At 66.4% G+C, this 25,109-nt stretch carries 26 protein-coding genes; 19 read left to right on the top strand and 7 right to left on the bottom strand.

The annotated features are described in order from the left end of the window. The 5 genes from lgt (at window position 1) to QZ332_RS06700 (ending at window position 5,697) form a co-directional block, all read left to right on the top strand. Window positions 1-1,035 carry a prolipoprotein diacylglyceryl transferase gene (gene lgt, locus QZ332_RS06680; protein ID WP_295763934.1) on the top strand — a complete coding sequence of 345 codons (1,035 nt, stop codon included), beginning with the start codon at window positions 1-3 and terminating at the stop codon, window positions 1,033-1,035. Continuing rightward, entirely contained in the window at window positions 1,019-1,861 is an 843-nt protein-coding gene (locus tag QZ332_RS06685) for a bifunctional 5,10-methylenetetrahydrofolate dehydrogenase/5,10-methenyltetrahydrofolate cyclohydrolase (protein WP_295763937.1), read from the top strand. Before lgt ends, QZ332_RS06685 begins: the two co-directional genes overlap by 17 nt. Before the next feature lie 204 nt (window positions 1,862-2,065). Continuing rightward, window positions 2,066-2,461 carry an Rrf2 family transcriptional regulator gene (locus QZ332_RS06690; RefSeq protein ID WP_295763939.1) on the top strand — a complete coding sequence of 132 codons (396 nt, stop codon included), beginning with the start codon at window positions 2,066-2,068 and terminating at the stop codon, window positions 2,459-2,461. A 60-nt stretch (window positions 2,462-2,521) separates the two neighbouring features. Beyond that, the gene (locus tag QZ332_RS06695; protein WP_295763942.1) at window positions 2,522-4,432 is read left to right on the top strand and encodes an acyl-CoA dehydrogenase family protein; all 1,911 of its coding nucleotides are present in this window, start codon (window positions 2,522-2,524) and stop codon (window positions 4,430-4,432) included. A gap of 47 nt (window positions 4,433-4,479) precedes the next feature. Further along, on the top strand, window positions 4,480-5,697 hold the full coding sequence (locus QZ332_RS06700) for an FprA family A-type flavoprotein (protein WP_295763945.1): 1,218 nt from the start codon (window positions 4,480-4,482) through the stop codon (window positions 5,695-5,697). Between the two features lie 210 nt (window positions 5,698-5,907). On the opposite strand, the gene QZ332_RS06705 is transcribed toward QZ332_RS06700, so the two are convergent. From QZ332_RS06705 to QZ332_RS06720, 4 genes are read right to left on the bottom strand one after another with little or no spacing between them, the layout of a single operon-like run. Beyond that, complete coding sequence (locus tag QZ332_RS06705; protein WP_295763947.1) at window positions 5,908-7,449, bottom strand: DUF4153 domain-containing protein; 1,542 nt, start codon at window positions 7,447-7,449, stop codon at window positions 5,908-5,910. 49 nt (window positions 7,450-7,498) lie between these two features. Further along, window positions 7,499-7,717: a helix-turn-helix transcriptional regulator gene (locus tag QZ332_RS06710; RefSeq protein ID WP_295763950.1), complete on the bottom strand. Its 219-nt coding sequence runs from the start codon at window positions 7,715-7,717 to the stop codon at window positions 7,499-7,501. Between the two features lie 9 nt (window positions 7,718-7,726). Further along, the gene (locus QZ332_RS06715) at window positions 7,727-8,329 is read right to left on the bottom strand and encodes a DUF2975 domain-containing protein (protein WP_295763953.1); all 603 of its coding nucleotides are present in this window, start codon (window positions 8,327-8,329) and stop codon (window positions 7,727-7,729) included. 15 nt (window positions 8,330-8,344) lie between these two features. After that, entirely contained in the window at window positions 8,345-8,524 is a 180-nt protein-coding gene (locus QZ332_RS06720; RefSeq protein WP_295763956.1) for a hypothetical protein, read from the bottom strand. Between the two features lie 450 nt (window positions 8,525-8,974). Between QZ332_RS06720 and QZ332_RS06725 the strand changes: the two genes are divergently transcribed. The 6 genes from QZ332_RS06725 (at window position 8,975) to QZ332_RS06750 (ending at window position 16,676) form a co-directional block, all read left to right on the top strand. Beyond that, on the top strand, window positions 8,975-9,445 hold the full coding sequence (locus QZ332_RS06725; protein WP_295763959.1) for a MarR family winged helix-turn-helix transcriptional regulator: 471 nt from the start codon (window positions 8,975-8,977) through the stop codon (window positions 9,443-9,445). Further along, window positions 9,442-11,193: an ABC transporter ATP-binding protein gene (locus tag QZ332_RS06730; protein WP_295763962.1), complete on the top strand. Its 1,752-nt coding sequence runs from the start codon at window positions 9,442-9,444 to the stop codon at window positions 11,191-11,193. Before QZ332_RS06725 ends, QZ332_RS06730 begins: the two co-directional genes overlap by 4 nt. After that, a complete protein-coding gene (locus tag QZ332_RS06735; RefSeq protein WP_295763965.1) occupies window positions 11,186-13,066 on the top strand; it encodes an ABC transporter ATP-binding protein in 1,881 nt (626 codons plus the stop codon). Before QZ332_RS06730 ends, QZ332_RS06735 begins: the two co-directional genes overlap by 8 nt. 486 nt (window positions 13,067-13,552) lie before the next feature. After that, complete coding sequence (locus QZ332_RS06740; protein ID WP_295763968.1) at window positions 13,553-13,876, top strand: PadR family transcriptional regulator; 324 nt, start codon at window positions 13,553-13,555, stop codon at window positions 13,874-13,876. Then, complete coding sequence (locus QZ332_RS06745) at window positions 13,873-15,252, top strand: DUF2812 domain-containing protein (RefSeq protein WP_295763971.1); 1,380 nt, start codon at window positions 13,873-13,875, stop codon at window positions 15,250-15,252. The genes QZ332_RS06740 and QZ332_RS06745 overlap by 4 nt, the downstream gene beginning before the upstream one ends. After that, window positions 15,249-16,676 carry a DUF2812 domain-containing protein gene (locus QZ332_RS06750; RefSeq protein WP_295763974.1) on the top strand — a complete coding sequence of 476 codons (1,428 nt, stop codon included), beginning with the start codon at window positions 15,249-15,251 and terminating at the stop codon, window positions 16,674-16,676. The genes QZ332_RS06745 and QZ332_RS06750 overlap by 4 nt, the downstream gene beginning before the upstream one ends. Before the next feature lie 154 nt (window positions 16,677-16,830). Here QZ332_RS06750 and spo0A read toward each other — a convergent pair whose 3' ends face one another. Continuing rightward, window positions 16,831-17,601 carry a sporulation transcription factor Spo0A gene (gene spo0A / locus QZ332_RS06755; protein WP_295763977.1) on the bottom strand — a complete coding sequence of 257 codons (771 nt, stop codon included), beginning with the start codon at window positions 17,599-17,601 and terminating at the stop codon, window positions 16,831-16,833. Window positions 17,602-18,292: 691 nt separating this feature from the next. On the opposite strand from spo0A, the gene QZ332_RS06760 reads away from it, so the two are divergent. The 8 genes from QZ332_RS06760 to QZ332_RS06795 all read left to right on the top strand — a co-directional run bounded on the left by QZ332_RS06760 (window position 18,293) and on the right by QZ332_RS06795 (window position 24,198). After that, window positions 18,293-18,865 (top strand): NUDIX hydrolase, encoded by a 573-nt coding sequence (locus QZ332_RS06760; RefSeq protein WP_295763979.1) that lies wholly within the window; start codon window positions 18,293-18,295, stop codon window positions 18,863-18,865. After that, window positions 18,862-19,590 (top strand): tRNA1(Val) (adenine(37)-N6)-methyltransferase, encoded by a 729-nt coding sequence (locus QZ332_RS06765; protein WP_295763982.1) that lies wholly within the window; start codon window positions 18,862-18,864, stop codon window positions 19,588-19,590. Before QZ332_RS06760 ends, QZ332_RS06765 begins: the two co-directional genes overlap by 4 nt. Then, entirely contained in the window at window positions 19,587-20,423 is an 837-nt protein-coding gene (rsmI, locus tag QZ332_RS06770) for a 16S rRNA (cytidine(1402)-2'-O)-methyltransferase (RefSeq protein WP_295763985.1), read from the top strand. Before QZ332_RS06765 ends, rsmI begins: the two co-directional genes overlap by 4 nt. Before the next feature lie 93 nt (window positions 20,424-20,516). Further along, a complete protein-coding gene (locus QZ332_RS06775) occupies window positions 20,517-21,239 on the top strand; it encodes a M23 family metallopeptidase (protein WP_295763988.1) in 723 nt (240 codons plus the stop codon). Between the two features lie 134 nt (window positions 21,240-21,373). After that, window positions 21,374-21,631, top strand: a complete 258-nt coding sequence (locus QZ332_RS06780; protein WP_295763991.1) for a TIGR03905 family TSCPD domain-containing protein — start codon at window positions 21,374-21,376, stop codon at window positions 21,629-21,631. Between the two features lie 17 nt (window positions 21,632-21,648). Further along, window positions 21,649-22,779, top strand: a complete 1,131-nt coding sequence (locus QZ332_RS06785) for a glycosyltransferase (RefSeq protein ID WP_295763994.1) — start codon at window positions 21,649-21,651, stop codon at window positions 22,777-22,779. 265 nt (window positions 22,780-23,044) lie between these two features. Continuing rightward, window positions 23,045-23,485 carry a cell wall hydrolase gene (locus QZ332_RS06790; RefSeq protein WP_295763997.1) on the top strand — a complete coding sequence of 147 codons (441 nt, stop codon included), beginning with the start codon at window positions 23,045-23,047 and terminating at the stop codon, window positions 23,483-23,485. An 11-nt stretch (window positions 23,486-23,496) separates the two neighbouring features. After that, window positions 23,497-24,198, top strand: a complete 702-nt coding sequence (locus QZ332_RS06795; protein ID WP_295763999.1) for a hypothetical protein — start codon at window positions 23,497-23,499, stop codon at window positions 24,196-24,198. Window positions 24,199-24,268: 70 nt separating this feature from the next. On the opposite strand, the gene rpsI is transcribed toward QZ332_RS06795, so the two are convergent. Further along, entirely contained in the window at window positions 24,269-24,673 is a 405-nt protein-coding gene (gene rpsI / locus QZ332_RS06800) for a 30S ribosomal protein S9 (RefSeq protein WP_295764001.1), read from the bottom strand. A gap of 14 nt (window positions 24,674-24,687) precedes the next feature. Beyond that, the gene (rplM, locus tag QZ332_RS06805) at window positions 24,688-25,107 is read right to left on the bottom strand and encodes a 50S ribosomal protein L13 (RefSeq protein ID WP_295764004.1); all 420 of its coding nucleotides are present in this window, start codon (window positions 25,105-25,107) and stop codon (window positions 24,688-24,690) included. Window positions 25,108-25,109 lie beyond the last annotated feature (2 nt).

The raw sequence follows: 25,109 nt of genomic DNA on the forward strand, positions 1-25,109 counted from the left end.
ATGTCCACTCCTGAACTGACCGCGCTGAAGGACATGCCCATCAGCTTCCCCGGCCTCTTCGGGGACTGGTCCTTCGACCCGGACCCCATCGCGCTCCACATCGGCCACGGCATCTACTGGTACGGCATCATCCTGGCCCTGGGCTTTTTGGCGGGGATGCTGCTTTGCATGAAGCAGGCCAAGCGCTACGGCCTCACCGAGGACCATGTGCTGGACTTCGTGCTCTGGGCGGTGCCCTGCTGCATCCTGGGCTCCCGGATCTACTACGTCGTCTTCTACCTGGACCTCTACCGGGACGCCTCCGGCGCCCTGGACTGGGGCCGGATCGCCGCCATCTGGGACGGCGGCACCGCCATCTACGGCACCGTGATCGCCGGGGCGCTGGCGGCCTTCGTCTTCACCCGGCTGAAAAAGATCCCCTTCGGCGCCATGGCGGACCTGGCCGTCATCGGCCTGCTCCTGGGCCAGGTCATCGGCCGCTGGGCCAACTTCATCAACCGGGAGGCCTTCGGCGGCCTGACGGACCTGCCCTGGCGGATGCGGGTGTGGGTCAGCGCCTCCCAGTACGTGGAGGTCCATCCCACGTTCTTCTATGAGAGCCTCTGGAACCTGGTCGGGCTGCTGCTGATCCTCTTCGTCGTCTCCAAGGGACGCCGGTTCGACGGGGAGGACGCCTGGTTCTACTTCCTCTGGTACGGCCTGGGCCGGGCCTGGATCGAGGGCCTGCGGACCGACAGCCTGTACCTCTTCGACTGGACCTTCCTGGGCCGGCCCATCCGGGTCTCCCAGGCCCTGAGCATCGCCATGGCGGCGGTCGCCGCGCTGGCGCTGTTCTATGAGATCAAGATCAAAAAGCGCTCCGCGGACGGTCTGCTGGTGAACCGCCTGGCGGCGGAGGCCGCGCGGGCCGGCGAAGCCGGCGGCGCTCCCGCCGGCGGGGAAGACGGGCCCGCCGGCGAGGCGGACGGCGCTCCCGCCGCCGAAGAGCCCCCCGCCCCGCCGCAGGAAGGAGGCCCCGATGGCGGTCCGGATTGACGGCACGGCCTTAGCGGCCAAGATCAAGGCCCAGATCCGCGAGGAGGCCGCGGCCCTCTCCCGGCCCCCGGCCCTGTCGGTGGTATTGGTCGGGGACGACCCCGCCTCCCAGATCTACGTCCGCGGCAAGGAGCGGGACTGCGCCGAGTGCGGCATCCGGACCCAGACCCACCGCCTCCCGGCGGAGGTCCCCCAGGGGGACCTGCTGGCCCTGGTCCGCCGCCTGGGCCGCGACGAGGCCGTGGACGGCATCCTGGTCCAGCTCCCCCTGCCCAGAGGGCTGGAGGCGCGGCCCGTGCTCCACGCCCTGGCCCCGGAGAAGGACGTGGACTGCTTCCACCCCCTGAACGCCGGGCTCCTGGCCCTGAGAGAGCCGGGCTTCCTGCCCTGCACCCCCGCCGCCGTCCTGGCGCTGCTGGACGCCTATGACATCCCCGTCCGGGGACGCCGGTGCGTCATCATCGGGCGGAGCCGCCTGGTGGGCAGCCCCCTGGCCCAGCTCCTCACCGCCCGGGACGGCACCGTCACCCTCTGCCACTCGAAGACGGAGGACCTGCCCGCCCTCACCCGGCAGGCGGACATCCTGGTCTGCGCCGCAGGCCGTCCCGGCCTGGTCTCGGCCGGCATGGTGAAGCCCGGAGCGGCGGTCATCGACGTGTCGATCGGCCGCGGGGCGGACGGCAGGCTCACCGGGGACGTGGACTTCGGCCCCGTGTCGGAGAAGGCGTCCCACATCACCCCGGTCCCCGGCGGCGTGGGCCCCATGACCCGCGCCATGCTGCTACGGAACGTCCTCCGGGCCGCCCGGCTCCGGCAGGCCCCCTGACCCGGCACAGCCATGAAAGCTCCCGGCGGTTTCGCTGAAACCGCCGGGAGCTTTTTGTCGTATCTTCCAATTCCTGCGGACTTTTTCCCGGTATCATTGACATTCCCGATAATGCTGGTATAATCAACGAAAAAAGTACAATATGATAGACTGGCTGGCTTTATACGGGTCAGACCGGCATCGACCGACCGCCGAGGTGATCCTTTGCTCATCACAAGAGAGATGGACTACGCCCTCCGCATCCTCCGGGCCCTGCACCGGGAGGGGCTGCTCTCCGCCGCCGCCGTGGCCCGGCAGGAGCACATGCAAAAAGCCATCACGCTGAAACTGCTGAACCGCCTCCTGGCCGCCGGCCTCGTGGAGAGCCGCCGGGGCGTCAGCGGCGGCTATTTCCTCAAGCGCCGCTGCGGGGAGATGACCATCTATGACGTCTTCCAGGCCATCGGGGATCCGCCCCTCATCAACCGCTGCCAGCGGGAAGGCTATCGATGCGAGAACTTCCCCCAGGGCGGCTGCGGCATCTGCAAAGAGCTCTGCCGCATCCAGGGCGTCCTGGACCAGGAGCTCCGGCGCATGCCGTTGAGCGATATCTTCCAGTAGACCCTCGGACCATCCGTCCCACATGTCACAGGCAGCCATTACGGAAAAGGAGGCACACACATGCTGTACCAAACCACGCAGGCCCATGAGGATCTCCGGGCGAAGGTCCGGGAGTTCGCGGAGGCCGAGATCAAGCCCATCGCCTTCATGCTGGACAAGGACAACGCCTTCCCCACCGAGGCCGTGAAGAAGATGGGCAAGCTGGGCCTGATGGGCCTGCCCTATGAAAAGGAGTATGGCGGCGCGGGTTCCGACGCCCTGAGCTATGCCATCGCCGTGGAGGAGCTGGCCCGGGTGGACGGCGGCGCGGGCGTCATCCTCTCCGCCCACACGTCCCTGGGCACCTATCCCATCTACGCCTTCGGCACCGAGGAGCAGAAGAAGAAGTACCTCCCCGACCTCTGCTCCGGCAGGAAGCTGGGGGCCTTCGGCCTGACGGAGCCCAACGCCGGATCCGACGCCGGCGGCACCGAGACCACCGCCGAGGACATGGGGGACCACTACCTCCTGAACGGTGAGAAGATCTTCATCACCAACGGCGGGGAGGCCAGCACCTATGTCGTCTTCGCCGTCACCACTCCCGGCATCGGCACCCGGGGCATCTCCGCCCTGATCGTGGAGAAGGGCTGGGAGGGGTTCACCTTCGAGGAGCACTACGACAAGATGGGCATCCGCTCCTCCGCCACCTGCCAGCTGAACTTCAACAACGTCAAGGTCCCCAAGGAGAACCTGCTGGGCAAGGAGGGCCAGGGCTTCAAGATCGCCATGGCCACCCTGGACGGCGGCCGCATCGGCATCGCGGCCCAGGCGCTGGGCATCGCCCAGGGGGCCTATGAGGCCGCCGTGGAGTACTCCAAGGAGCGCATCCAGTTCGGCAAGCCCATCTGCCAGCAGCAGAACATCGCCTTCAAGATCGCCGACATGGCGACCAAGCTCCGCTGCGCCCGGTTCCTGGTGTACAGCGCCGCCGAGCTGAAGCAGGCCCACGCCCCTTACGGTATGGAGTCCGCCATGGCGAAGCAGTACGCCTCGGACATCGCCCTGGAGGTCACCAACGACGCCCTGCAGATCTTCGGCGGCTGCGGCTACCTGAAGGGCATGGAGGTGGAGCGGTTCTACCGGGACGCCAAGATCACCACCATCTACGAGGGCACCAACGAGATCCAGCGGGTGGTCATCGCCTCCCACATCCTGGGCAAGGCCGCCAAGGAAGCCTCCGCCGCCCCCGCCCAGGCCCGCGGCCCCGAGACCGGTGTGCGCAAGCGCCAGATCTTCAAGGACGGCACCGCCCAGGAGAAGGTGGAGGCCCTGGCCGCCAGCCTGAAAAAGGACGGGCATGACTTCACCGTGGGCATCCCCATCGACACCCCCATCACCCAGGCCGAGCGCGTCGTCAGCGCGGGCCAGGGCATCGGGGCCAGGGAGAACATGAAGCTCATCGAGGACCTGGCGAAGGCCGCCGGCGCGGCGGTGGGATCCAGCCGCCCCGTGGCCGAGACCCTGAAATACGTCCCGCTGAACCGCTACGTCGGCATGTCCGGCCAGAAGTTCAAGGGCAACCTGTATATCGCCTGCGGCATCTCCGGCGCGATCCAGCACTTGAAGGGCATCAAGGACGCCTCCTGCATCGTGGCGATCAATAAAGACCCCAACGCCAAGATCTTCAAGAACTGCGACTACGGCATCGTGGGCGACGTGATGGAGATCCTGCCCCTGCTCACCGCCGCCCTGGACACCGGGGAGAAGCAGCCCGCGCCGCCCATGGTGAAGATGAAGCGCCAGGCCCCCAAGAAGGTCCATCAGCCCCGGAAGCTCTATGTCTGCAACGGCTGCGGCCACGAGTACGATCCCCTGGCGGGCGACCCGGAGAACGACGTGAAGCCCGGCACCGCCTTCAAGGACCTGCCCGAGGGCTGGACCTGCCCGCACTGCGGCGAGGGCACGGACGCGTTCATCGAGATCGAAGTTTGACGGTCCGGACGACGAGATCCCGGACGATAAGATAAGGAGGCAGTTCTATGCATAATTTCCGTTGTGTCACCGACGACCTCTACTGGGTCGGTGCGGACGAGCACCGTCTGGCCCTCTTCGAGAACATCCATCCCCTGTACCACGGCGTTTCCTATAACTCCTATGTCCTGCTGGACGAGAAGACCGTCCTCTTCGACACCGCCGACTGGGCGGTGGGCCGGCAGTTCATCGACAATGTGAAGGCCGTCCTGGCGGGCCGCCCCCTGGACTATATGGTCATCGACCATGTGGAGCCGGACCACGCCGCCTCCATCGAGGAGATCCTGCTCCGCTGGCCGGAGGTCAAGATCATCACCACCCCCAAGGCGGTGACGCTCCTCAACCAGTTCGGCTATGCCCTGGATCCCAACCTGGTGGAGGAGGTCAAGGAGGGCGACACCAAGTGCTTCGGCAAGCACACGGTGGCCTTCGTCTATGCCCCCATGGTCCACTGGCCGGAGGCCATGGTGACCTTCGACACCACCAACGGCGTCCTGTTCTCCGCCGACGCTTTCGGCTCCTTCCGGGCCCTGGACGGGAAGCTCTTCGCCGATGAAGTGGACTTCGACCGGGAGTGGATCGACGACGCCCGGCGGTACTACACCAACATCGTGGGCAAGTACGGCCCCCAGGTGGTGGCCCTGCTGAACAAGGCCGCCAGCATCGTGGGCCTGGACAACATCAAGATGCTCTGCCCCCTCCACGGCCCCATCTGGCGCAAGGACCTGGGCTATATCATCGACAAGTACACCCACTGGGCCACCTACGAGCCGGAGGAGAAGGGCGTCATGATCGTCTACGCCTCCATGTACGGCAACACGGAGTCCGCCGCCGAGGTCCTGGCCGCCAAGCTGACCGCCCGGGGCGTGACGAACACGCGGCTCTACGACGTGTCCAGCACCCATGTGAGCTACCTGATCTCGGACCTGTTCAAATACAGCCACCTGGTCCTGGCCTCCGTCACCTACAACCTGGGGATCTTCCCGCCGATGCATGACTTCCTGACGGACATGAAGGCGCTGAACCTCCAGAAGCGCACGGTGGCCATCCTGGGCAGCGGCTCCTGGGCCCCCCGCTCCGGTGCGCTGATGCGCCAGGAGATCGAACAGCTCAAGCACATGGAGATCCTTGACGAGGAGATGACCGTCACCTCCTCCCTCAAGGCCGACAACGAGTCGGAGATCGACGCGCTGGCCGATGCCATCGCCGCCTCCGTGCTCAAATAAGCTTCGCTTCTCCGTCCGCCACCGGCACGAATGTCCGCCCGGACCTTCCAACGCGTGCCGGGGAGGACTGTGAAGACAAGGGCCAGCCTCTCCACCGGGCTGGCCCTTGGTCCGTCCGCAGGGCGGATTGGGGGCGGCCTATCCAAAACGGGAGGGGCCCCGGATGGGCCCCTCCCGCGGCTCCCCCTTCCCGAGCGGACAAAGCCATCCTCATGGCTGATATCCCCCCGCCGCCAGACAGGCGGAAAGGTTCCAGCTCCACCGATCCCTGCACTCCCACTGGGCATCCAGCCGCCTCCCCCGCAGGACCTCCGCCAGAGTCTCCCCCTGCCTCCAGACCGGATCGCCGGTATAGTCGCAGACCGGCCTCTCCCCGTCCAGCCGCTCCAGCTGGGGGATGGTATCGTAGGACAAACTGTACAGCAGATACTGCACGCTGACCACCGGGCTCTCCCCGTTCAAATAGCGGTCCACCTGGTCCTTCGCCACCAGGTAGTCCAGCGGCACGCAGTTGATGACCAGCCACCCCGCCAGGGCCGCGGGGAACGCCCGCCTGCAAAACCGGAAGTCCGGGTCCTTCGCCTTCCACAGCCCCGCCAGGAGGAACAGCGCCATCATCGCCATGCCCCAATAGGTCATCAGGCGCTTGAAGCTCAGGCCATAGGCCCCGATGTACAGCGTCATCCTCCAGGCGGCGGAGGCCAGGAGCGCCAGGCTCTCCCCCGCCAGCAGGGCGCACAGCGCCCGCAGGATCCCCCACTCCCGCCCCTCCCGCCGGGACAGGCACAGCGCCGCCAGCATCAGGCTCAGGTCCACCACCGTCACCCCCACCATCTGGAAAAAGCCGCTCCGGGCCCACTCGGCATAGCTCAGCCCCCGGGCCTCCAGGTACTCCGGTCCGCCGAACAGCCCGGCGGACTGCACCGCCAGGAACGCCAGGTACAGCCCATCCACTGCCGCCAGCACCAGCACGAAGCCCAGCGCATCCACCCGGAGGCCCGCCTTCCCCTTCGACGGACACAGCAGCTTCGGGGAGGCCATGGCGTACAGGAGGCTGAAGACGAAGGGCGTGAGCACCAGCGCCCAGAACAGCCGCCGGGCCCCGCCGCGGAGATGGAACATCCAGAAGCTCCAGTCCAGCGCCTCCAGCGACGCGGCGAAGAGGGCGTCCGCCGAGATCAGCACCGGCAGCAGGACGGACACCAGGGCCGCGGCCCCGCAGAGCCCCAGCACCACCGCCAGGGTCCGCCTGGGCCTGCCGCCGTCCCTCCTGTCCGGGACCGCCGCCGCGAAGCACGCCCACAGGTCCCCGAACAGCCCCCGGAACAGCAGCCTGAAGCGTTCCCCCAGCATCCGCGGGTCCCACCAGGGGCGGCTGGCGAGGCCCGCCATGGCATGGACCGGGATCAGCACCAGCAGGGCCAGCAGATCCCAGCAGCGGAAATACGGGTCGGAGCCCAGGGCCATGGTCGCCGCCAGGAACAGGACCGCCGCCAGCAGGACCCGGCTGGACCGGCTCGCGAAAGCCTTCGGCCCCATCCAGGCCAGGATCAGCGCATACCAGGCGAACACGGCGGCCGTCAGCCCGGCGCAGGGGCCGTGCCAGAGGAAGCCGTCCACCAGGAGGAGACAAAAGCCCAGCGTCAGGACCAGCAAGAGCCGGTACTTCCCCATGCTCTCCCCCTCGATCCCCCGTTTTTGGGCGCACTTGACCGGCCCTCCCGTCGGGAGGGCGTTCGACAGATCGTTCATATGAAATCCTCCTTATCCGTCTGTCCGCTGAGCGCGGACCGTTTTTCGTTTACTCCGCGCCGCTCTCGTCCGGCACGTACTCCAAAATATCGCCCGGCTGGCAGTCCAGCGCGGCGCAGACCGCCTCCAGCGTAGAGAAGCGGACGGCCTTGGCCTTGTTGTTTTTCAGCACGGAGAGGTTCGCCAGGGTGATGTCCACCTTCTCCGAGAGCTGGGAGAGGCTCATCTTCCGCTTCGCCATCATGACGTCCAGGTTCACAACGATCATGGCGGCACCTCAGATCGTCAGGTCATTTTCCGCCTTGATCTCCGCCGCCTGGCGGAAGAGGGCGGACATGACCAGACACAGCAGGCCCCCCATGGCGAACATGGGGACGAACAGGGCGTTATAGGTGGCCAGGGGCCGGGGGGACTGGTAATAGCACACGCTGAACAGCACCCGGGCCAGGGCCGCCCCGGCGATGAGGAAGCAGGAGACGGCGGCCCGCCCCAGGCTGACGGCGTTCTCCGGCGCGAAGGGCTCCTCCCGGAGGATGGTCCCCAGCACCCGCCGGGCCTGCCAGAGGATGACGGCGGTGCAGCAGCCGGAGAAGAGGAGGAAGACGGTCAGCACGATCTGGTAAGCGTTGAAAAAGCTCCACCAGCCCTCCATCCAAACCTCTGCGCCCCCCACGAAATAGGCCAGGGCCCTGTTCTTCCCGACCCCGTCTATGATCAGCCTGCCGTCGTCCGAGTAGATCCGCATACCGCCGGGCAGACCGATCTGCCCAAACCACACGCTCTCCGGCACCAGGTACAGGGCGATCACGTTGCACGCCAGGGCCGCCAGCACCAGGATGTACAGCACCCTGGCGATCTTTTGGACCGGGATCTTTTCCATCGTCCTCCCCCCCTCTCACAGCGGCCGGGTGATGAACTCCATCATCACCGACGCCCCCGCCGCCAGGAGGGCGAACGCTCCGGCGGCGGAGCAGAGCCGCAGCTTGCTCTTCCTCCTCAGGCCGCTCACCGCCATCACGCCGCCCCAGACCAGCAGCGTCAGCGCGGCGGGGACCAATACCATCATCAAGCTCATGCGGGCACCTCCTTTTTCTGGTATCCTAACACGAGTCCGCTCGATCGTCAATAATTTTTTATCGTTTTTCGATAAATATTGATCGATATTCAAAAACAGGCAGAGGAGGCGGGCGCCTGTCTCCCTTTGCGGGGCATGGAAAACGGGCAGTCCTTCCGGACTGCCCGTTTTCCGATATGGTATAGAGAAAGGAGAGGGAAAATGGTAGGTTCAACAAGCATCGCCTGCTTGATGTGCTTATGATAACGGCAGTCCTCCGAAATGTCAACGGCTTTCTCCGAACCTTCACAGTTTGTTTACATCCGACAAATTTTGCGGCCTTTTATTTACAAATCATTCAAAAAATATCCAGATTTTCCTATTGACTTCTCTGTTAGGATATGCTAATATTTAGCACGCTAACGTTTAGCACGCTAATGATTTCGTCCCGCCGGACGAGGAGGTGCCCCGATGAGATGTGAATGCGAAGACAGCGGGCCGCTCCGCCGGGAGCCGAGCCTGGGCCCCACCCTGGGCTGGGCGGCCCAGCTGGCCAAGGCCCGCATGGACGCCAGGGTCTCCCAATACGACGTGACCCCGGCCCAGACCCACGTCCTCCTCTACCTCCACCACCACGGCGGAGGCCAGGTGCTCCAGCACGAGCTGACCGGACACATGCGGGTGAAGCCCTCCACCATGAACGGCGTGCTGGACCGGATGGAGGAGAAGGGCCTGGTCCGGCGCTCCATCAGCGGGCGGGACGCCCGCCGCCGCCTCATCACCCTGACGGAAAAGGGCGAGGAACAGCAGGCCCTCTTCCAAAAGAGCTTCCTGGACACGGAGGAGGCCATGGTCCGGGGCTTCACGGCCCAGGAGCGGGAGGCCCTCCTGTCCCTGCTGGAGCGTGTGATCCAAAATCTCAAGGAGGACAGCGAGACATGACGAAAAAACTCTGGCCCCACGCCCGGCCCTACGCCCCTTGGATCTTGACGGGCGTAGCGTGCAGCGCCATGGAGGCCGTCTTCGAGCTGCTGATCCCGCTGGTCATGAGCGACATCGTGGACGTCGGCATCGCCAACGGCGACCAGTCCTATATCCTGCGCAAGGGGCTGCTGATGGTGGGCCTGGCCCTGGCGTCCCTGTGCTTCGGCCTGGGGGCGGCGGTGACCTCGTCCGTCGCCGGCATGGGCTTCGGCGCGAACATCCGCCGGGCGGAGTACGACCATATCCAGTCCTTCGCCTTCTCCAACATCGAGCGGTTCTCCACCGCCTCCCTGGTGACCCGGCTGACCAACGACGTCCATAACCTCCAGATGTCCCTGATGATGTCCATGCGCCTCATGGTCCGGGCCCCGGTGATGCTGGTCTCCGCCCTGTTCTTCTCCATCCGCATCAGCTACCGGCTGAGCAACGTCTTCCTGGTGGCCCTGCCCCTGCTGGCGGTGGTGGTGGCCATCCTGCTGGTGAAGACCGGCCCCCTGTTCCGCTCCCTCCAGGAGAAGACCGACGCGCTGAACCTGGTGGTCCAGGAGGATCTGGCGGGCATCCGCGTGGTGAAATCCTTCGTCCGGGAGGAGCGGGAGCGGGAGAAGTTCCAGCAGCGCAACCAGGATCTGAAGACCACCTCCCAGAAGGCGTTCGGCGCGGTGGTCATCAACATGCCGCTGATGATGCTCATCGTCTACGGCACCATCATCGCCGTCATGTGGTTCGGCGGGCAGATGGTCTACGCCGGGACCCTGGAGGCCGGCAAGCTCATCACCTACTTCACCTATATCACCCAGATCATGATGTCCCTGATGATGGTCTCCATGATCTTCATGATGCTGACCCGCACCGCGGCCTGCGCCAAGCGGGTGGCGGAGGTCCTGAGCGAGCCCCCCGCCATCACCGACTGCGGGGCGGAGACGGACGCGGACGGCCTCCCCGCCGCCGTGGCGGACGGCAGCATCGACTTCGACCACGTCTCCTTCAAGTACAGCGCCCAGAGCTCGGCGTGGATCTTGGAGGACGTCAGCCTCCACATCCCCTCCGGCGCCACCGTCGGCATCCTGGGCGGCACCGGCAGCGGGAAGACCACCCTGATCTCCCTCATCCCCCGGCTCTATGAGGCCGGGGAGGGCACCGTCTCCGTGGGCGGGCGGCCCGTGTCCGCCTACACCATGGAGCATCTGCGGGAGTCCGTCAGCGTGGTGCTGCAAAAGAACACCCTGTTCTCCGGCACCATCCGGGAGAACCTCCTCTGGGGCGACCCCGAAGCCACGGAGGAACAGCTCTGGGCCGCGTGCCGGGCCGCGTGCGCCGACGAGTTCCTGGAGCGGATGCCCGACGGCCTGGACACCGACCTGGGCCAGGGCGGCGTCAACGTCTCCGGCGGGCAGAAGCAGCGATTGTGCATCGCGCGGGCGATCTTGAAGCGGCCGAAAGTCCTGATCCTGGACGACTCCACCAGCGCCGTGGACACCGCCACGGACGCGAAGATCCGCTCCGCTTTCGCCCATGAGCTGAAGGACGCGACCAAGCTCATCATCGCCCAGCGGGTGGCCTCCGTCCGGGACGCGGACCTGATCGTGGTCATGGACCGGGGCCGGATCGCAGCTCAGGGGACCCATGAGGAGCTGATGGAGACCTGCGATATCTACCAGGAGGTCTTCCGGTCCCAGCAGGAAGGAGTGAGCATCGATGGCTGAACGCAAACAGGGCGGTCCTCCCCACGGCGGGCCTCCCCACGGCGGCTTCCGCAAGCCGAAAGACCTCCGGGGCACCCTGGGGAAGCTGATGGGGTATCTTGGCCGTTATAAGCCCCTGCTGGCCCTGGTGGCGGCGCTGCTGGTGGTCAGCTCCGCCTGCACCGTGGGCGGGTCCTATCTCATCCGCCCCCTCATCAACGACTATATCCTCCCCGGCGACTTCCCGGGCCTTGCGCGGATGCTGTGCCTCATGGCGGCGGTCTACGTCGCCGGCGCGGCCTGTTCCTTCGGCTACAGCCGCATCATGGTCCACATCTCCCAGACCAGCGTGGCGAAGATCCGGGCGGACCTCTTCGCCAGGATGCAGGACCTGCCCCTGCGCTTCTTCGACACCCACACCCACGGCGAGCTCATGAGCCGCTATACCAACGACATCGAGACCGTCTCCGAGGCCCTGAACAACAGCTTCGCCAGCCTCATCTCCTGCACGCTGAACTTCACCGGCACCATCGCCATGATGCTGGTCCTCAGCCCCCTGCTGAGCCTGATCACCTTCGCCACGCTGGCCGTCATGCTGCTGGTGGTGAAGAACATCGGCTCCCGCAGCCGCCGCTATTTCGCCCAGCAGCAAAAGGCCCTGGGCGAGGTCAACGGCTACATCGAGGAGATGATCGAGGGGCAGAAGGTCATCAAGGTCTTCAACCACGAAAAAGAGGCCAAGGCGGGCTTCGAGGCGCGGAACAGCGCCTATCGGAGCGCCGCCGCCCGGGCCCAGATCTTCTCCGGCATGATGATGCCCGCCATGGGGAACCTGAACTACCTCAACTACGCCGTCACCTGCTGCATAGGCGGCATCCTGGCCATCCGCAGCGGCGACCTGGGCGGGCTGGCGGCCTTCCTCCAGTATTCCCGGCAGGTGGGCCAGCCCATCACCCAGATCTCCCAGCAGGTGAACACCATCCTCTCCGCCATCGCCGGCGCGGAGCGCATCTTCGAGATCATGGAGACGCAGCCCGAGACCGACGAGGGCAAAGTCCGGCTGGTCCGGGCCAAGGAGGACGCCTCCGGGAAGCTGGCCCGTGTCCACGAGGACACCAACACCTGGGCCTGGCTCAGGCCCGGCGGCGAGCTGGTCCCCCTCCGGGGCGACGTGCGCTTCGACCACGTGGTCTTCGGCTATGACGAGGGCCGGACCATCCTCCACGACGTCTCCCTCTTCGCCAAGCCCGGGCAGAAGATCGCCTTCGTGGGCTCCACCGGCGCGGGGAAGACCACCATCACCAGCCTCATCAACCGCTTCTATGAGATCCAGGGCGGGGCCATCACCTACGACGGCATCGACGTGCGGGACATCGCCAAGGAGTCCCTGCGGCGTTCCCTGGGCGTGGTGCTCCAGGACACCCACCTGTTCACCGGCACGGTGGCGGACAATATCCGGTACGGACGCCTGGAGGCCACGGACGAGGAGGTCGAAGCCGCCGCCCGGCTGGCGGGGGCGGACAACTTCATCCGGCACCTGCCCCAGGGCTATCAGACCGTCCTCTCCGGAGACGGCGGCAGCCTCAGCCAGGGGGAGCGGCAGCTGCTGAACATCGCCCGGGCGGCCTGCGCCAATCCCCCGGTGCTGATCCTGGACGAGGCCACCAGCTCCATCGACACCCGGACGGAGAAGATCATCGAGGAGGGCATGGACCGCCTCATGGCGGGCCGGACGGTCTTCGTCATCGCCCACCGGCTCTCCACGGTCCGCAATGCCCGGGCCATCATGGTCCTGGAGCAGGGCGAGATCATCGAGCGGGGGGACCACGACGACCTGCTGGAGCAGAAGGGGCGGTATTACCAGCTCTATACCGGCATGGCGGAGCTGGCCTGACCCCCGGAAAAAGGAAATGCCCCGGCGTCATGCTTGACAAACCCGGGACACGGGAGATATAATGCAGATAGAAGGACGCTGTCGCAAGACGGTCAGCCCTTGTTCGTCAACTTAAGACGTTGACCGTTCGGGTACCGGCCGGACGGTCAACACGCTTTTATGGTAAGTATGTAGGCCCAAAGGGCTAGACACACCAGAAACCGGAGTACCAGGTACGACCGCCTTCTCCACATCCGCGTCACCTCCCTTCGATATGATCTCCGGGAAATGGACCACCCCCTTTCGCAAGGGAATGGACTGACCGCCTTTATATGCAACAGCGTCCTTCTGTATGGATCATACCATGCCCTGCAACATCTTGTCAATTCCAGCCGCCCGGAGGGGCGGCTTCTTTTGCCTTTTGCAGGACAGCCTCTTGACAATATCGATGTTCGATATTATACTGGAGGCAGTGATAACGATATTCGATATTAGGAGGTGTCCCCCATGGCCCGCGAAAAATTCCAGACCTTGACGGAGCCCATGTTCTACATCCTCCTCTGCCTCCGGGAGGAGTGCTGCGGCGCGGACGTCATGGCCCGGGTGTCCGCCCTGACGCATGGCCGGGTCAGCGTGGGCCCCGGGACGCTGTACAACCTGCTGGACAGCTTCCAGCAGGCGGGGATGATCCGGGAGACCGCCGTGGCGGGCCGGAAACGGAGCTACCTCATCACGGACAAGGGCCGGGAGACCCTGGAGGCGGAGTACCGCCGACTGCTGGTCCTGACGGAGGATTACAAAGCCTGTTTGGGAGAGGAGGACCTGTCATGAAACACTTCGGGTACCGGGCCGAGACCTTCAGCCCCTTCGACCTCCGGGCCACGGAGGAGCACCTGTCCGCCATGGCCGCCCAGGGGAGGCGGCTGGAGTCCATCGGGCGCTTCTTCTGGAAGTACCGCCGGGAGCCGCCCGCCCGGATCCACTACGCCGTCACCGCTCCCCCCGCCGCCGGGGAGGACGGAGACCTCCGGGACCGGATGTACTTCGAGGAGCTCTGCGCCGCCGCCGGGTGGACGAAGGCGGCGGACTGGGCCGCCCTGCAGATCTACGCCAGCGAGGCGGAGGACCCCACGCCCCTGGAGACCGACGAGGCCCTCCTCCTGGAGCGGGTCCACCAGTCTATGCAAAGCACCTATCTGCGGGACCGGCGGAACCAGCTTTTCTGTTACGCGGTCCTGCTGGCGCTCACCCTGTCACAGGTGTTCCGCTTCCCCCACTCCTACTTCCTCAGTCCCATTGGGCTGCTCCTGCCGGTGGCCTGCCTGCTGTCCCTTTTGGGGGAGGGGTACGCCATCGCCGGGTACTTCCTCTGGCTCCGGCGCTCCCGCCGCTCGGTGGAGGAGGGCGGGGCCCCGGCTCCCGTGTCCCGGCAGTACCGCGTCCTCAGCCGCCTGTCCACGATGCTGATCGCCGTTTTGTATCTCGGCTCGCTGTACACGCTGTTCCCCCTGTCCGTGCCCTCCGGCTGGGCGGCGCTGGCGGCCCTTCTGGCCGGGGCCTTCGTCTTCGTGTTCATCCTGCTGGATCGGTCCCTCCAGCGGCGGGGAGCCTCCCGGGGGACTCGGCTTGCCGTGGGATCCCTGCTCTGTTTCCTCTTCATCCTCCCGGCGGGCTTCGAGAGCTTCCGTCCTTTCGATCTCCTGGACCGGGCGGCGCAGACGCCCTCCTATACCTGGAGGGGGGAGACCTGGGACCTGGAGCCCCAGTCCATCCCCCTGACCGCGGCGGACCTGACCGGAAAGGACCACTCCCACGTCCGGCGGACGGTCACCGACCAGGGCCGCACGCCCTTCGCCTCGGAGACCGCTTACTCCGAGACTGCCGCCGGGGAGGACGGCATGGACCTCTATCTCTCCTACACGATCCTGGACGTCCCCAGCGCCTGGGTATACCGGGCCATATCGAACGATCTGCTGGCCCCCACGGAGTTCTTCGAATTTCGGGCCGAAGACCCCGCCCCCTGGGGCGCGGAGGCCGTTTACCGCCGCCATTACCGGGACGGCAGGCCGCCCATCGATGAGTGGACGCTCTGCTGGCCGGGCCGGGTAGCGACGGTCTACGCCGAAAACCTGGACTTCACGCCGGGACAAAAGTCCGCCGCCGGCACGCGCCTCGCCCCGGAGGGCTGGAAGGAGAGAACGGTATGAAAGACGTGAGATACCGCTGGAACACCCTCTGCATCTACGACCGCCGGGGCGTGGAGGAGCACCTCACCGCCATGGCCGCCAAGGGCTGGCGGCTGGAGAAGACCGGGAACACCCTCTGGAAGTACCGCCGGGCGGGACCGGCCCGGGTCCGCTACGCCGTCACCTACAGCGCCGGGGCCTCCCAGTTCGAGCCGGGCCCCACGGAGGGACAGCAGTCCCTGGAGGAGCTCTGCGCCGCCGCCGGGTGGACGAAGGTCTGCGACTGGTCCCAGATGCAGATCTTCTCCACGGAGGACCCCGCCGCCGTCCCCCTGGAGACGGACGAGGCCATCCGCCTGGAGAACCTCCACCGCTCCATGCGGAAGAATTTCCTGCCCGCCAACTTCATCCTGCTGGCCGTTGGCCTCTTCATGTCGGCGTCCTTCCTGGGCACGCTGTTCGTCAAGCCCCTGCAAATCCTGCGGCGCAATGCCAGCCTCTTCTCCGGGCCGCTGTTCGTCCTGGTGGCGGCGCTGGAGATCTGCACCCTCTGCCATTACTACGGCTGGCGGCGCAGATCCCTCCGCTCCATCGCTGGGGGAGGCCCCTGCGCCCCCATCAGCACCAGGGCCTATCAGCGCCTCAACGCCGCCGGGCTGGTCCTGGTGGGGATCTTCCTCGCGCTCTATCTGGCGATGGAGCTGGCCGGAGGCGGCGGCAGGGGCCATGCCCTGTTCCTCGTCCTCTACCTGGCCCTGTTCGCCCTGGTGGTGGCCCTGATCCGGGGGACCACGGCCCTCCTGCGGCGGCGGGGCGTCTCCAAGTGGTGGAACATCGCCGGCACCCTGGCGGCGGACGTGGTCCTGGTCTCCGTCATGATCGGCGGGCTGGCCTGGGGAGCGATCCGCTTCGACTGGTCCGGCAGTGGGAGCGGGGAGACCTATACCTATCACCACTTGGAATTCGACGTACATCCCCGGGAGGACGTGCCCCTGACCCTCACCGACCTGACCGGGGAGACCTACCGGCATACCAGCCGGGAATGGCGGTCCGAGGGTTCCTTCTTCGTGCCCAAGCAGTCCTATCGGGAGTACGCCCTCCAGGACACGGAGGACGCGTCCGAGGACGTCTGGCCCGGCTCCCTCCATCTCAGCTATACCATCTGCGAGCCCCGGGGCCGGTGGCTTTACGACGCGCTGGTGGAGGACTTCCTGAACATAGAGGACCGCAAGGAGATCCCCGAGTTCCAGCGCATCTACCGCGAAGAGGACCCGACCCCCTGGGGCGCGGAGGCCGCCTATCAGCAGTACTACCGGCAGGATGGGGACGCCGCGGACGACTGGCTCCTCTGCTGGCCGGGGCGGGTGGTGGTGCTGTCCCTGGACCGGTCTCTCACGGACGCGGAGAAGGCCGTCATCCGGGAGCGGCTGTCCGCCGGGGCATAGGGCATGAAAGGACGAGGAGAGGCGGACTGCCTCTCCTCTTCCGGTCGTCGAAAAACGCAGGAGTCCCATCAGCAGGAAGGAAGGGGATACGCGGGGGCCAGGCGGGGCCTCCGCCGCGCCGTCCCGGCTGGGGAGGTCCGAACGGTCCGCTCCCTCAGCCCCGCTCCCGCAGGACCCAGCTGTCCCCGCTGAGCATCAGCCGGTCGGCGATCATGGCGATGAACTCCGAATTGGTGGGCTTGCCCTTGGTGTTGGAGACCGTGTAGCCGAAGTACTTCTGCAGGGTCTCCAGGTCGCCCCGGTCCCAGGCCACCTCGATGGCGTGGCGGATGGCCCGCTCCACCCGGGAGGGCGTGGTGCCGAAGCGCTTGGCCACCGCCGGATAGAGCACCTTCGTGACGGCATTGATGACCTCCATATCGTTGACGGCGATGATGATGGCCTCCCGCAGGTACTGGTATCCCTTGATATGGGCGGGGACGCCGATCTCATGGATCACGGCGGTGACCGTGTTCTTCAGGGCGTAGAGCCGCATCTCCGGCGCGGAAGGGACCTCGAAGATGCCCCGCATCCGCTCCAGCAGGGAATTGGGCTCACAGGGCTTCGGCAGATAATAGCTGACGCCCAGCTTCTCCGCGTCGGAGAGGACCTTATCCCCGCAGAAGGCGGAGATGACGATCGTCTTGGGCATATGGCCCTCCCGGTCCTTCAGCGCCTTGAGCACGCCCAGTCCGTCCAGCCCCGGCAGGGCGATGTCCGTCAGCAGGAGATCCGGGCGCTCCTCCTCGATCAGCCGCAGGGCCTCCTGCCCATCCCCGGTGGAGCCCGCCACAGTGAACTCACCGGCCTGTTCGATGGCCTCTTGCAGCATCGCGCGGAATTCCTCACTGGTATCTGCCAGGAGCACGGTCCTTTTCTTATCCATAGATTCCAGTCCCTTTCCTTACATGTCGGCTGACGGGTCTCCTAGACACTCTCAGCTCGTTTTTTATAAAATACCATAAAATTCCATGTTTTTCAAGATAGGATTACAAAAAAGTTGAATTTTTCTTCGACATATTTCTGGTTTTCCGGCGCAAACCCCATATATTGTGCATATTTTGCGTTTTGTTGAGGATTTCCACCATTTCCCGACCGTCGAAAGACGGGGCTTCCGGCCTCCTCCTCCGTCAAAGCGGCGTCCCGGCAAAAAATTTACCCTCCCGCCGGCGCCGGCGGGGCCTCCGCTCCCCGTGCCGCCTATGCTCCGGCAGGCCCGCCGCGCGTCCCCCGCCGCGGGGCCCGGGCGGGAGCGGGAAAAAACTTACCGTCCGGCAGGATCGATCTTTCCCACTTCCCCTCCCGCCGAAACTATGGTAGAATAGCCGCAGGGCCGCTGTCCCATTTCGATCCCGGCCATTTTCCCGCCCCTAACGGGGCAGCCGGGGGATCTGGCGGGTCATGTCATAAAAGCGGACACTTTGTATGGCCTGACAGCCGCAGAGCGGCCATCATACTTCGATCCCCCCTCCTCTTTCCCGCCCCCCTGCGGGGCCGGCCGGGAAAGCCGAGTGACGATACCGCCTGAGCCGTGCTCCCATGGTATCACGGGGGGCCGGAAAAAGGAAGGACTTTTTATGGACCTGAGAGAACAGCTCCGCGCCTTCCGCCCCTGGAACGAGCAGGAGGAGCGGGACCGCCTCGTGCTCCTCCGCCTCTTGGAGGGCGGCGGGGACTTTTACGGCCGGGAGGACCCGGCCCACCTGACGGCCTCCGCCTGGGTGGTCAGCCCGGACCGGACGCGCGTCCTGCTGGCCTATCACAACCTCTATGGGTCCTGGGCCTGGCTGGGGGGCCACGCCGACGGGGACCGGGACCTGCTGGCGGCGGCCCTCCGGGAGGTCCGGGAGGAGAGCGGGCTGGAGGACGTGCGCCCCGTGTCGCCGGACCTCTACTCCGTGGAGATCTTGACGGTGGACGGCCATGAGAAGCGGTGGCGGTACGTCTCCTCCCACCTCCATCTGAACGCCACCTTCCTCCTGGAGGCCGACCCCGCCGCCCCGGTCCGCTGCAAGCCGGACGAGAACAGCCGCGTGGGGTGGTTCGGTCTGGAGGAGGCCGTCGCCGCCTCCTCGGAGCCCTGGTTCCGGGAGCGGATCTACTCGAAGCTGAACGCCAAGCTGGCGGGCTTCCCGCCGCGCCCCCGGTGAGCGGGGGACGCTGGGAGGCGCTGTGCCCCGGCGGCCTCCGCTTCGTCTATGGGGACGGCCAGTTCCCGCCGGGGCTGGACAGCTTCCTCCTCTCCTCCCTGCCGAGGCTGAAGCCGGGGCTCAAGGTCTGCGACCTGGGCTGCGGCACGGGGCTGGTGTCCCTGCTCCTCCTCCAGCGGCAGCGGGCGCTGACGGTGACGGGCCTGGACATCCAGCCCGAGGCGGTCCGCCTGGCCTCCCTGGCGGCGGAGGAGAACGGCCTGACGGACCGCCTGTCCTTCCGGCTGGAGGACCTGCGGCAGACCTCCCTGCCCGCCGGGAGCTTCGACCTGGCCGTCTGCAACCCGCCCTACTTCCCTCCCTCCAGCGGCCTCCTGCCTAAGGGGGACGCCCGCCGGACCGCCCGGACGGAGGAAACCTGCACGCCGGAGGACGTCTGCCGGGCCGCGGCCCGCCTCCTGCGCTGGGGCGGGAGCCTCTGCCTGGTCCATAAGCCGGAGCGGCTGACCGACCTCCTCTGCGCCCTGCGGCAAAGCGGCCTGGAACCGAAACGCCTGCGCTTCGCCGCCGCCCGGCCGGACAAGGCCCCCTCCCTGCTTTTGCTGGAGGCCCGCCGGGGCGGCAGGCCGGGGATGACCGCGGAACCGCTTTTGCTCCTGGAAGCTCCCGACGGCTCCCCCGCGGCGGAGCTGGACCGCATCTATTTCAGAGAGGTGTCAACATGAGCGGAACGCTTTACCTCGTCGCCACCCCCATCGGCAACCTGGGGGACCTCTCCCCCAGGGCCCTGGAGACCTTGTCCGCCGTGGACTTCATCGCGGCGGAGGACACCCGCGTGTCCCTGAAGCTGCTGAACCATTTCGGCATCAAGAAGCCCCTGGTCAGCTACCACGAGCACAACCACGTCACCGCCGGGCCGTCCATCCTGGCCCGTCTGCTGGCGGGGGAGGACTGCGCCCTGGTGACGGACGCCGGGACCCCCGCCATCTCCGACCCGGGCGAGCCCCTGGTCCGGCTCTGCGCCGAGAGCGGCGTGAGCGTGCTGTCCATCCCCGGCTGCTGCGCCGCCGTCAGCGCCCTGGCGGTCAGCGGCCTGCCCACGGGGCGCTTCACCTTCGAGGGCTTCCTGTCCGTCAGCAGGAAGAGCCGCCGGGAGCACCTGGAGAGCCTCCGGGACGAGCGGCGGACCATGATCTTCCACGAGGCCCCCCACAAGCTCCGGAACACGCTGGCCGACTTCGCCGCGGTCTTCGGCCCGGACCGCCGGATCGCCCTCTGCCGGGAGCTGACCAAGCTCCACGAGGAGATCCGCCGCTGCACCCTGGGCGAGGCCGCGGCCTACTACGCGGAGAACGCCCCCCGGGGCGAGTACGTCCTGGTAGTGGCCGGGGCGGAGCCCCCCGCGGAGGCCGCCGTCACCCTGGAGGAGGGCGCCGCCCAGGTGCTGGCCCTGGTGGAGGCCGGCGCCCGGCTGAAGGACGCCGCCAAGGAGGTGGCGGACCACACCGGCCTCAGCAAGAACGAGCTCTATGCCGCCGCCCTGGAGCGGCGGGGATAAAAGCCGCCCTCTCCGGACTGGAATATAGTATAATTTACCGTCCCGCTGTCCATACTTCCCTCAGAACTTTTGTCATGAGGGAGGAATTTCCGTATGGAAAACAAACTGAGATCCGTCCTCAGCGGTACCGGGTTCTACGTACTGCTGGCAGTCTGCCTGATCGTGGCGGCGGTGAGCGGCTGGTTCCTGCTCTTCGGAACGGACAGCGCCCCGGAGGAGGAGGCCCCGCCCCCGGCGGCGGTCTCCGCCCCGGCGCGGGACGTCTACGTCCCGGAGCCGGAGGACACGGGCGGCCCGGAGGACGAGCCCTCCGCCGAAGTCTCCGCCCCGGCCCCGGTGGAGGTGGAGATCGTCCCCGCCATGCCGGAGGTCCCGGTGGACGACACGCCGGTCATCGCCCAGGAGCCCCGGCTGGTGGTGGAGCCCCTGAAGGGCGAGGTGCTGATGGCCTTCTCCGTGGACCAGCTGGTCTACAGTCCCACGCTGGCGGACTGGCGGACCCATGACGGCGTGGACATCTCCGCCGCGCCGGGCTCCACGGTCCTGGCCGCCACCTCCGGGACGGTCGCCTCCGTGGAGGACGACCCCATGATGGGCACCACGGTGACCATCGACCACGAGGGGGGCTACACCACCGTCTACGCCAACCTCCAGGCCAAGCCCACGGTGCTGCCGGGGGACCTGGTCACCGCCGGGCAGATCATCGGCGCGGTGGGCTCCACCGCCGCCGCCGAGGCCGCCCAAAGCCCCCACCTCCACTTCTCCGTCACCCAGGACGGGGAAGCCGTGGACCCAAGCGAGTTCCTGGGCCGCTGATTTCCCCGAGCCCCGTTTTTGTGCCGGACCGGCCAAAGGCGGGGCTTGCCTTTTTCCCGTCCCTATGCTATGCTATGTAGGATAAGCCCCCAATACGGCCCGCTTCGCCGCGGGATGAAAAAGGAGTAACGGATATGAAGACTTATACGTTCCAGCCTCACGGCGTCTGTTCCCGTGAAATGCAGGTGGATCTGGACGATCAGAACGTCATCCAGGAGTTCCGCGTCGTCGCCGGGTGCCACGGCAACCTCCAGGGCATCGCCGCCCTGGTGAAGGGTATGCCCGCCGAGGAGGCCATCCGCCGCCTGAAGGGCATCAACTGCAAGGGCAAGGGCACCTCCTGCCCGGATCAGCTGGCCCGGGGCCTGGAGCAGGCGCTGGCCCAGGGCTGAGGGGAACGGCGAAGGGAATGAAGATCGTATTGGTCATCGACCAGTTCGACGACGCCAACAACGGCACCACCATCAGCGCCCGCCGCTTCGCCACCGCCCTGAAAGAGCACGGGAACGAGGTCCGGGTCATCGCCACGGGCAAGCCCACGGACTATAAATACGCCGTGCGGCAGATGAAGTTCCTCCCCATCGTGGAGCACCTGATCACCAGCCAGGGCATGCGCCTGGCCATCCCCAACAAGCACGTCTTCGAGAAGGCGGCGGCCTGGGCGGACGTGGTGCACTTCATGATGCCCTCCCCCCTGGCCATCATGGGCCTGCGGCATGTGGAGCGCCTGGGCATCCCCCACACGGCGGCCTTCCACTGCCAGCCGGAGAACATCACCTTCACCCTCCACATGGGCAACAGCAAGCGGGTGAACGATTTCGTCTACACCAAGTTCCGGGACACCTTCTTCAACCGCTTCGGCCACATCCACTGCCCCAGCAACATGATCGCGGACCAGCTCCGCCAGCACGGCTACACCGCCCGGCTCCATGTCATCTCCAACGGCATCAGCCCCCAGTACACCTACGGGCGCGCGCCGCAGGAGGCGTGGATGCAGGGGAAGTTCAACGTGCTGATGGTGGGCCGCTACGCCGGGGAGAAGCGGCAGGACGTGCTGATCGACGCCTGCGCCCGGTGCCGTCATAAGGACGAGATCCAGGTCATCCTGGCGGGCAAGGGGCCCCTGGAGAAGAAGTACCGCCGCCTGGCCCAAAAGCTCCCCAACCCCATCGTCATGGAATTCTACGAGCCCGGACGCCTGCTGGAGATCCTCCACATGGCGGACCTGTATGTCCACACCTCCGACGCCGAGATCGAGGCCATGAGCTGTATGGAGGCATTCGCCTGCGGGCTGGTGCCCGTCATCGCCGACTCGCCCCGGTCCGCCACGCCCCAGTTCGCCCTGGACGGGCGGAGCCTCTTCCCCGCCGGGGACAGCGCCGCCCTGGCCGAGAAGATCGACTGGTGGTTCGAGCACCCCGCGGAGCGGGAGGAGATGGGCAGGCGCTATGGCGAGCACGCCGGGCAGTACGCCCTGGACCGCTCCATCGAGCAGGCGGAGGCGATGTTCCGCCAGGCCATCCAAGAGCAAAAACGATGACTGAGGGCCCCGCCGGAAGGCGGGGCCCTCACCCTGTCGAAAGCGTCTTTTCGCCAGGCTGCGCACGTTTTCAGGACGTTCAAAACGTCCTGAAAACTTATCGATCAAAAACGAAAGGGCCCCTTCCTGGGTCCCTCTCGCAGCTCTCCTCCTTCCTGTCGAGGAAGCCTCCCCCTTTTGACGCTCTGAGGGCCCCGCGGCCCCGCTGTCACCGGCGGGGCCGTTTTCGCATATGGTGAACCAGCGACAAAGGGGGGATGCGACCATGGCATATTCCGACCGGGAACTGCTGGCGCGCCTGATCCAGTGTGAGGCGGGCGGCGAGGGGGACAACGGCATGAAAGCGGTGGCAGGGGTGGTGATGAACCGGGTCCACGCCAAAGGCGGCGAGTACGCCCGGGTGGGCCAGGGCAGCATCCGCAACATCATCTTCCAGCCCTATCAGTTCGTCTGCGCCAGCGAGACGGAGGGCGGCGCTTATAATCCGCAGAACATATACAACATGCGGCCCGAGGCCATCCATTACGAGATCGCCGACTGGGCCATCGCAGGGAACCGGCTGCCTGTGGTGGCAGAGTCGCTGTGGTTCTACAACCCCTTCGGTCCCGAATGCCGCCCCTCCTTCCCCACCAACGTGGGCTATTGGCAGACCCGCATCGGCGACCACTGCTTCTATAACCCGACCGACGCTTATTATAAGACTTGAGAGGTGTCATCATGCCCAACACACAGTATTATGATCCCTACTCCGCGGCAGACTGGTCCAGAGAGATCAGCCCCCCGGCGGGCGCCTACCAGCCCGGCGCGCACGCCTCCGCCAGCACTTCCACCACGACCACCACGACTTCCACCGCCTCGGCCGGAGGCCCCGCCGCAGCGGCCGCCCCCAGTACGACCACTACCACCACCCAGCACAGCACCGCCGCCGCCCCGGCCGCCCAGGCCCCCGCCGGGCCCGCCGCTCCGGCCGCCGTCCCCGCCGCTGCCGCTCCGGCGGCGCAGCAGCCCCTGTCCTATCCCGCCCCGGCGGGACCTCCTCAAAGCGCCGTCCCCGCCGCCCCGCGCAGCGAGTTCCACGGCAGCAGCGGGACCCTGGATCTGGAGACCCATCAGCCCATCGAGGTCATCGAGGCCCCCGCCAGCATGAGCGAGGCGTTCCTGGGATCTTTGAAGTCCATGCTTTTGCGGAACAAGGGGGCCTTCGTCACCGCGACCTTCCTCATCGGCACCCAGGGCACCACGACCTGGGAGGGCCTCCTCCATGACGTGGGGAACGACTATATCATCATCTTCCAGCCCGGACGCCAGCGCTATATCGCCAGCGACATCTACTCCTTGAAATACATCGAGTTCTACGACACCAAGCAGCGGCAGATCTGCGAGCAGCTCCTCCGGGAGAACGGGCTGGACACCTTTTGACCGGCGCAAAGGAAGCGGGGACCTCCGTAAGAGGTCCCCGCTTTTCGGGCAGGTATGCGGTGAAGGGCGCTCAGCGCTTGGAGAACTGCGGCGCGCGGCGGGCGGCCTTGAGGCCGTACTTCTTGCGCTCCTTCATGCGAGGGTCGCGGGTCAGGAACCCGGCCTTCTTCAGGATGGGGCGGTTGTCCTCGCTGGCCAGCAGCAGGGCGCGGGCGATGCCGTGGCGCAGGGCGCCGGCCTGGCCGGTGACGCCGCCGCCGGAGACGGTGGCCACGATGTCCATCCTGCCGGTGTTGCCGGTGGCCTCCAGGGGCTGACGGACGACCATCTTCAAGGTCTCCAGGCCGAAGTAATCGTCGATGTCACGGCCATTGATGGTGATGCTCCCGGTGCCGCCGGGGAACAGGTGGACGCGGGCGACGGAGGACTTCCGGCGGCCGGTACCGTACAGATAGGGCTTCTTAGACTGATACATACGCTTCCTCCTCCTTATTCGGCGTCCAGGGCGATGGGCTTCTGGGCCTGCTGCTTGTGCTCGGCGCCGGCGTAGATGTGCAGGCGCTTCAGGGAATCCTTCGCGACGGTGTTCTTGGGCATCATGCCGCGGACGGCCACCCGCATGGCGACCTCGGGCTTCTCCTGCATCAGGATGCGGTAGGGGGTCTCCTTCAGGCCGCCCACCCAGCCGGAGTGGGTCCGGTAGATCTTCTGGGTGCCCTTCTTGCCGGTGAGGACGGCTTTCCCCGCGTTGATGATGATGACGTTGTCACCGCAGTCGGCGTGGGGGGTGAAGGTGGTCTTGTTCTTGCCGCGCAGCAGATCGGCGGCCCGGACGGCGGTCTTGCCCAGGGGCTTCCCGGCGGCGTCCAGGATGTACCACTTGCGCTCGATGTTGGCCTTATTCGCCATAA

The organism is uncultured Oscillibacter sp. (genome assembly GCF_910584465.1).
In the GTDB taxonomy this organism is placed as follows: Bacteria; Bacillota; Clostridia; order Oscillospirales; family Oscillospiraceae; genus Oscillibacter.

Excerpts from the sequence above, each read along its gene's own strand:
- rpsI (WP_295764001.1), bottom strand. The coding sequence starts at position 24,673 with ATGTATCAGTCTAAGAAGCCCTATCTGTACGGTACCGGCCGCCGGAAG.
- rsmI (WP_295763985.1), top strand. The coding sequence starts at position 19,587 with ATGAGCGGAACGCTTTACCTCGTCGCCACCCCCATCGGCAACCTGGGG.
- QZ332_RS06775 (WP_295763988.1), top strand. The coding sequence starts at position 20,517 with ATGGAAAACAAACTGAGATCCGTCCTCAGCGGTACCGGGTTCTACGTA.
- QZ332_RS06760 (WP_295763979.1), top strand. The coding sequence starts at position 18,293 with ATGGACCTGAGAGAACAGCTCCGCGCCTTCCGCCCCTGGAACGAGCAG.
- QZ332_RS06715 (WP_295763953.1), bottom strand. The coding sequence starts at position 8,329 with ATGGAAAAGATCCCGGTCCAAAAGATCGCCAGGGTGCTGTACATCCTG.
- QZ332_RS06695 (WP_295763942.1), top strand. The coding sequence starts at position 2,522 with ATGCTGTACCAAACCACGCAGGCCCATGAGGATCTCCGGGCGAAGGTC.
- QZ332_RS06790 (WP_295763997.1), top strand. The coding sequence starts at position 23,045 with ATGGCATATTCCGACCGGGAACTGCTGGCGCGCCTGATCCAGTGTGAG.
- lgt (WP_295763934.1), top strand. The coding sequence starts at position 1 with ATGTCCACTCCTGAACTGACCGCGCTGAAGGACATGCCCATCAGCTTC.
- QZ332_RS06735 (WP_295763965.1), top strand. The coding sequence starts at position 11,186 with ATGGCTGAACGCAAACAGGGCGGTCCTCCCCACGGCGGGCCTCCCCAC.
- QZ332_RS06795 (WP_295763999.1), top strand. The coding sequence starts at position 23,497 with ATGCCCAACACACAGTATTATGATCCCTACTCCGCGGCAGACTGGTCC.
- QZ332_RS06750 (WP_295763974.1), top strand. The coding sequence starts at position 15,249 with ATGAAAGACGTGAGATACCGCTGGAACACCCTCTGCATCTACGACCGC.
- QZ332_RS06725 (WP_295763959.1), top strand. The coding sequence starts at position 8,975 with ATGAGATGTGAATGCGAAGACAGCGGGCCGCTCCGCCGGGAGCCGAGC.
- QZ332_RS06720 (WP_295763956.1), bottom strand. The coding sequence starts at position 8,524 with ATGAGCTTGATGATGGTATTGGTCCCCGCCGCGCTGACGCTGCTGGTC.
- QZ332_RS06700 (WP_295763945.1), top strand. The coding sequence starts at position 4,480 with ATGCATAATTTCCGTTGTGTCACCGACGACCTCTACTGGGTCGGTGCG.
- QZ332_RS06710 (WP_295763950.1), bottom strand. The coding sequence starts at position 7,717 with ATGATCGTTGTGAACCTGGACGTCATGATGGCGAAGCGGAAGATGAGC.
- QZ332_RS06785 (WP_295763994.1), top strand. The coding sequence starts at position 21,649 with ATGAAGATCGTATTGGTCATCGACCAGTTCGACGACGCCAACAACGGC.
- QZ332_RS06705 (WP_295763947.1), bottom strand. The coding sequence starts at position 7,449 with ATGAACGATCTGTCGAACGCCCTCCCGACGGGAGGGCCGGTCAAGTGC.
- QZ332_RS06780 (WP_295763991.1), top strand. The coding sequence starts at position 21,374 with ATGAAGACTTATACGTTCCAGCCTCACGGCGTCTGTTCCCGTGAAATG.
- rplM (WP_295764004.1), bottom strand. The coding sequence starts at position 25,107 with ATGGCGAATAAGGCCAACATCGAGCGCAAGTGGTACATCCTGGACGCC.
- QZ332_RS06730 (WP_295763962.1), top strand. The coding sequence starts at position 9,442 with ATGACGAAAAAACTCTGGCCCCACGCCCGGCCCTACGCCCCTTGGATC.
- QZ332_RS06685 (WP_295763937.1), top strand. The coding sequence starts at position 1,019 with ATGGCGGTCCGGATTGACGGCACGGCCTTAGCGGCCAAGATCAAGGCC.
- spo0A (WP_295763977.1), bottom strand. The coding sequence starts at position 17,601 with ATGGATAAGAAAAGGACCGTGCTCCTGGCAGATACCAGTGAGGAATTC.
- QZ332_RS06740 (WP_295763968.1), top strand. The coding sequence starts at position 13,553 with ATGGCCCGCGAAAAATTCCAGACCTTGACGGAGCCCATGTTCTACATC.
- QZ332_RS06745 (WP_295763971.1), top strand. The coding sequence starts at position 13,873 with ATGAAACACTTCGGGTACCGGGCCGAGACCTTCAGCCCCTTCGACCTC.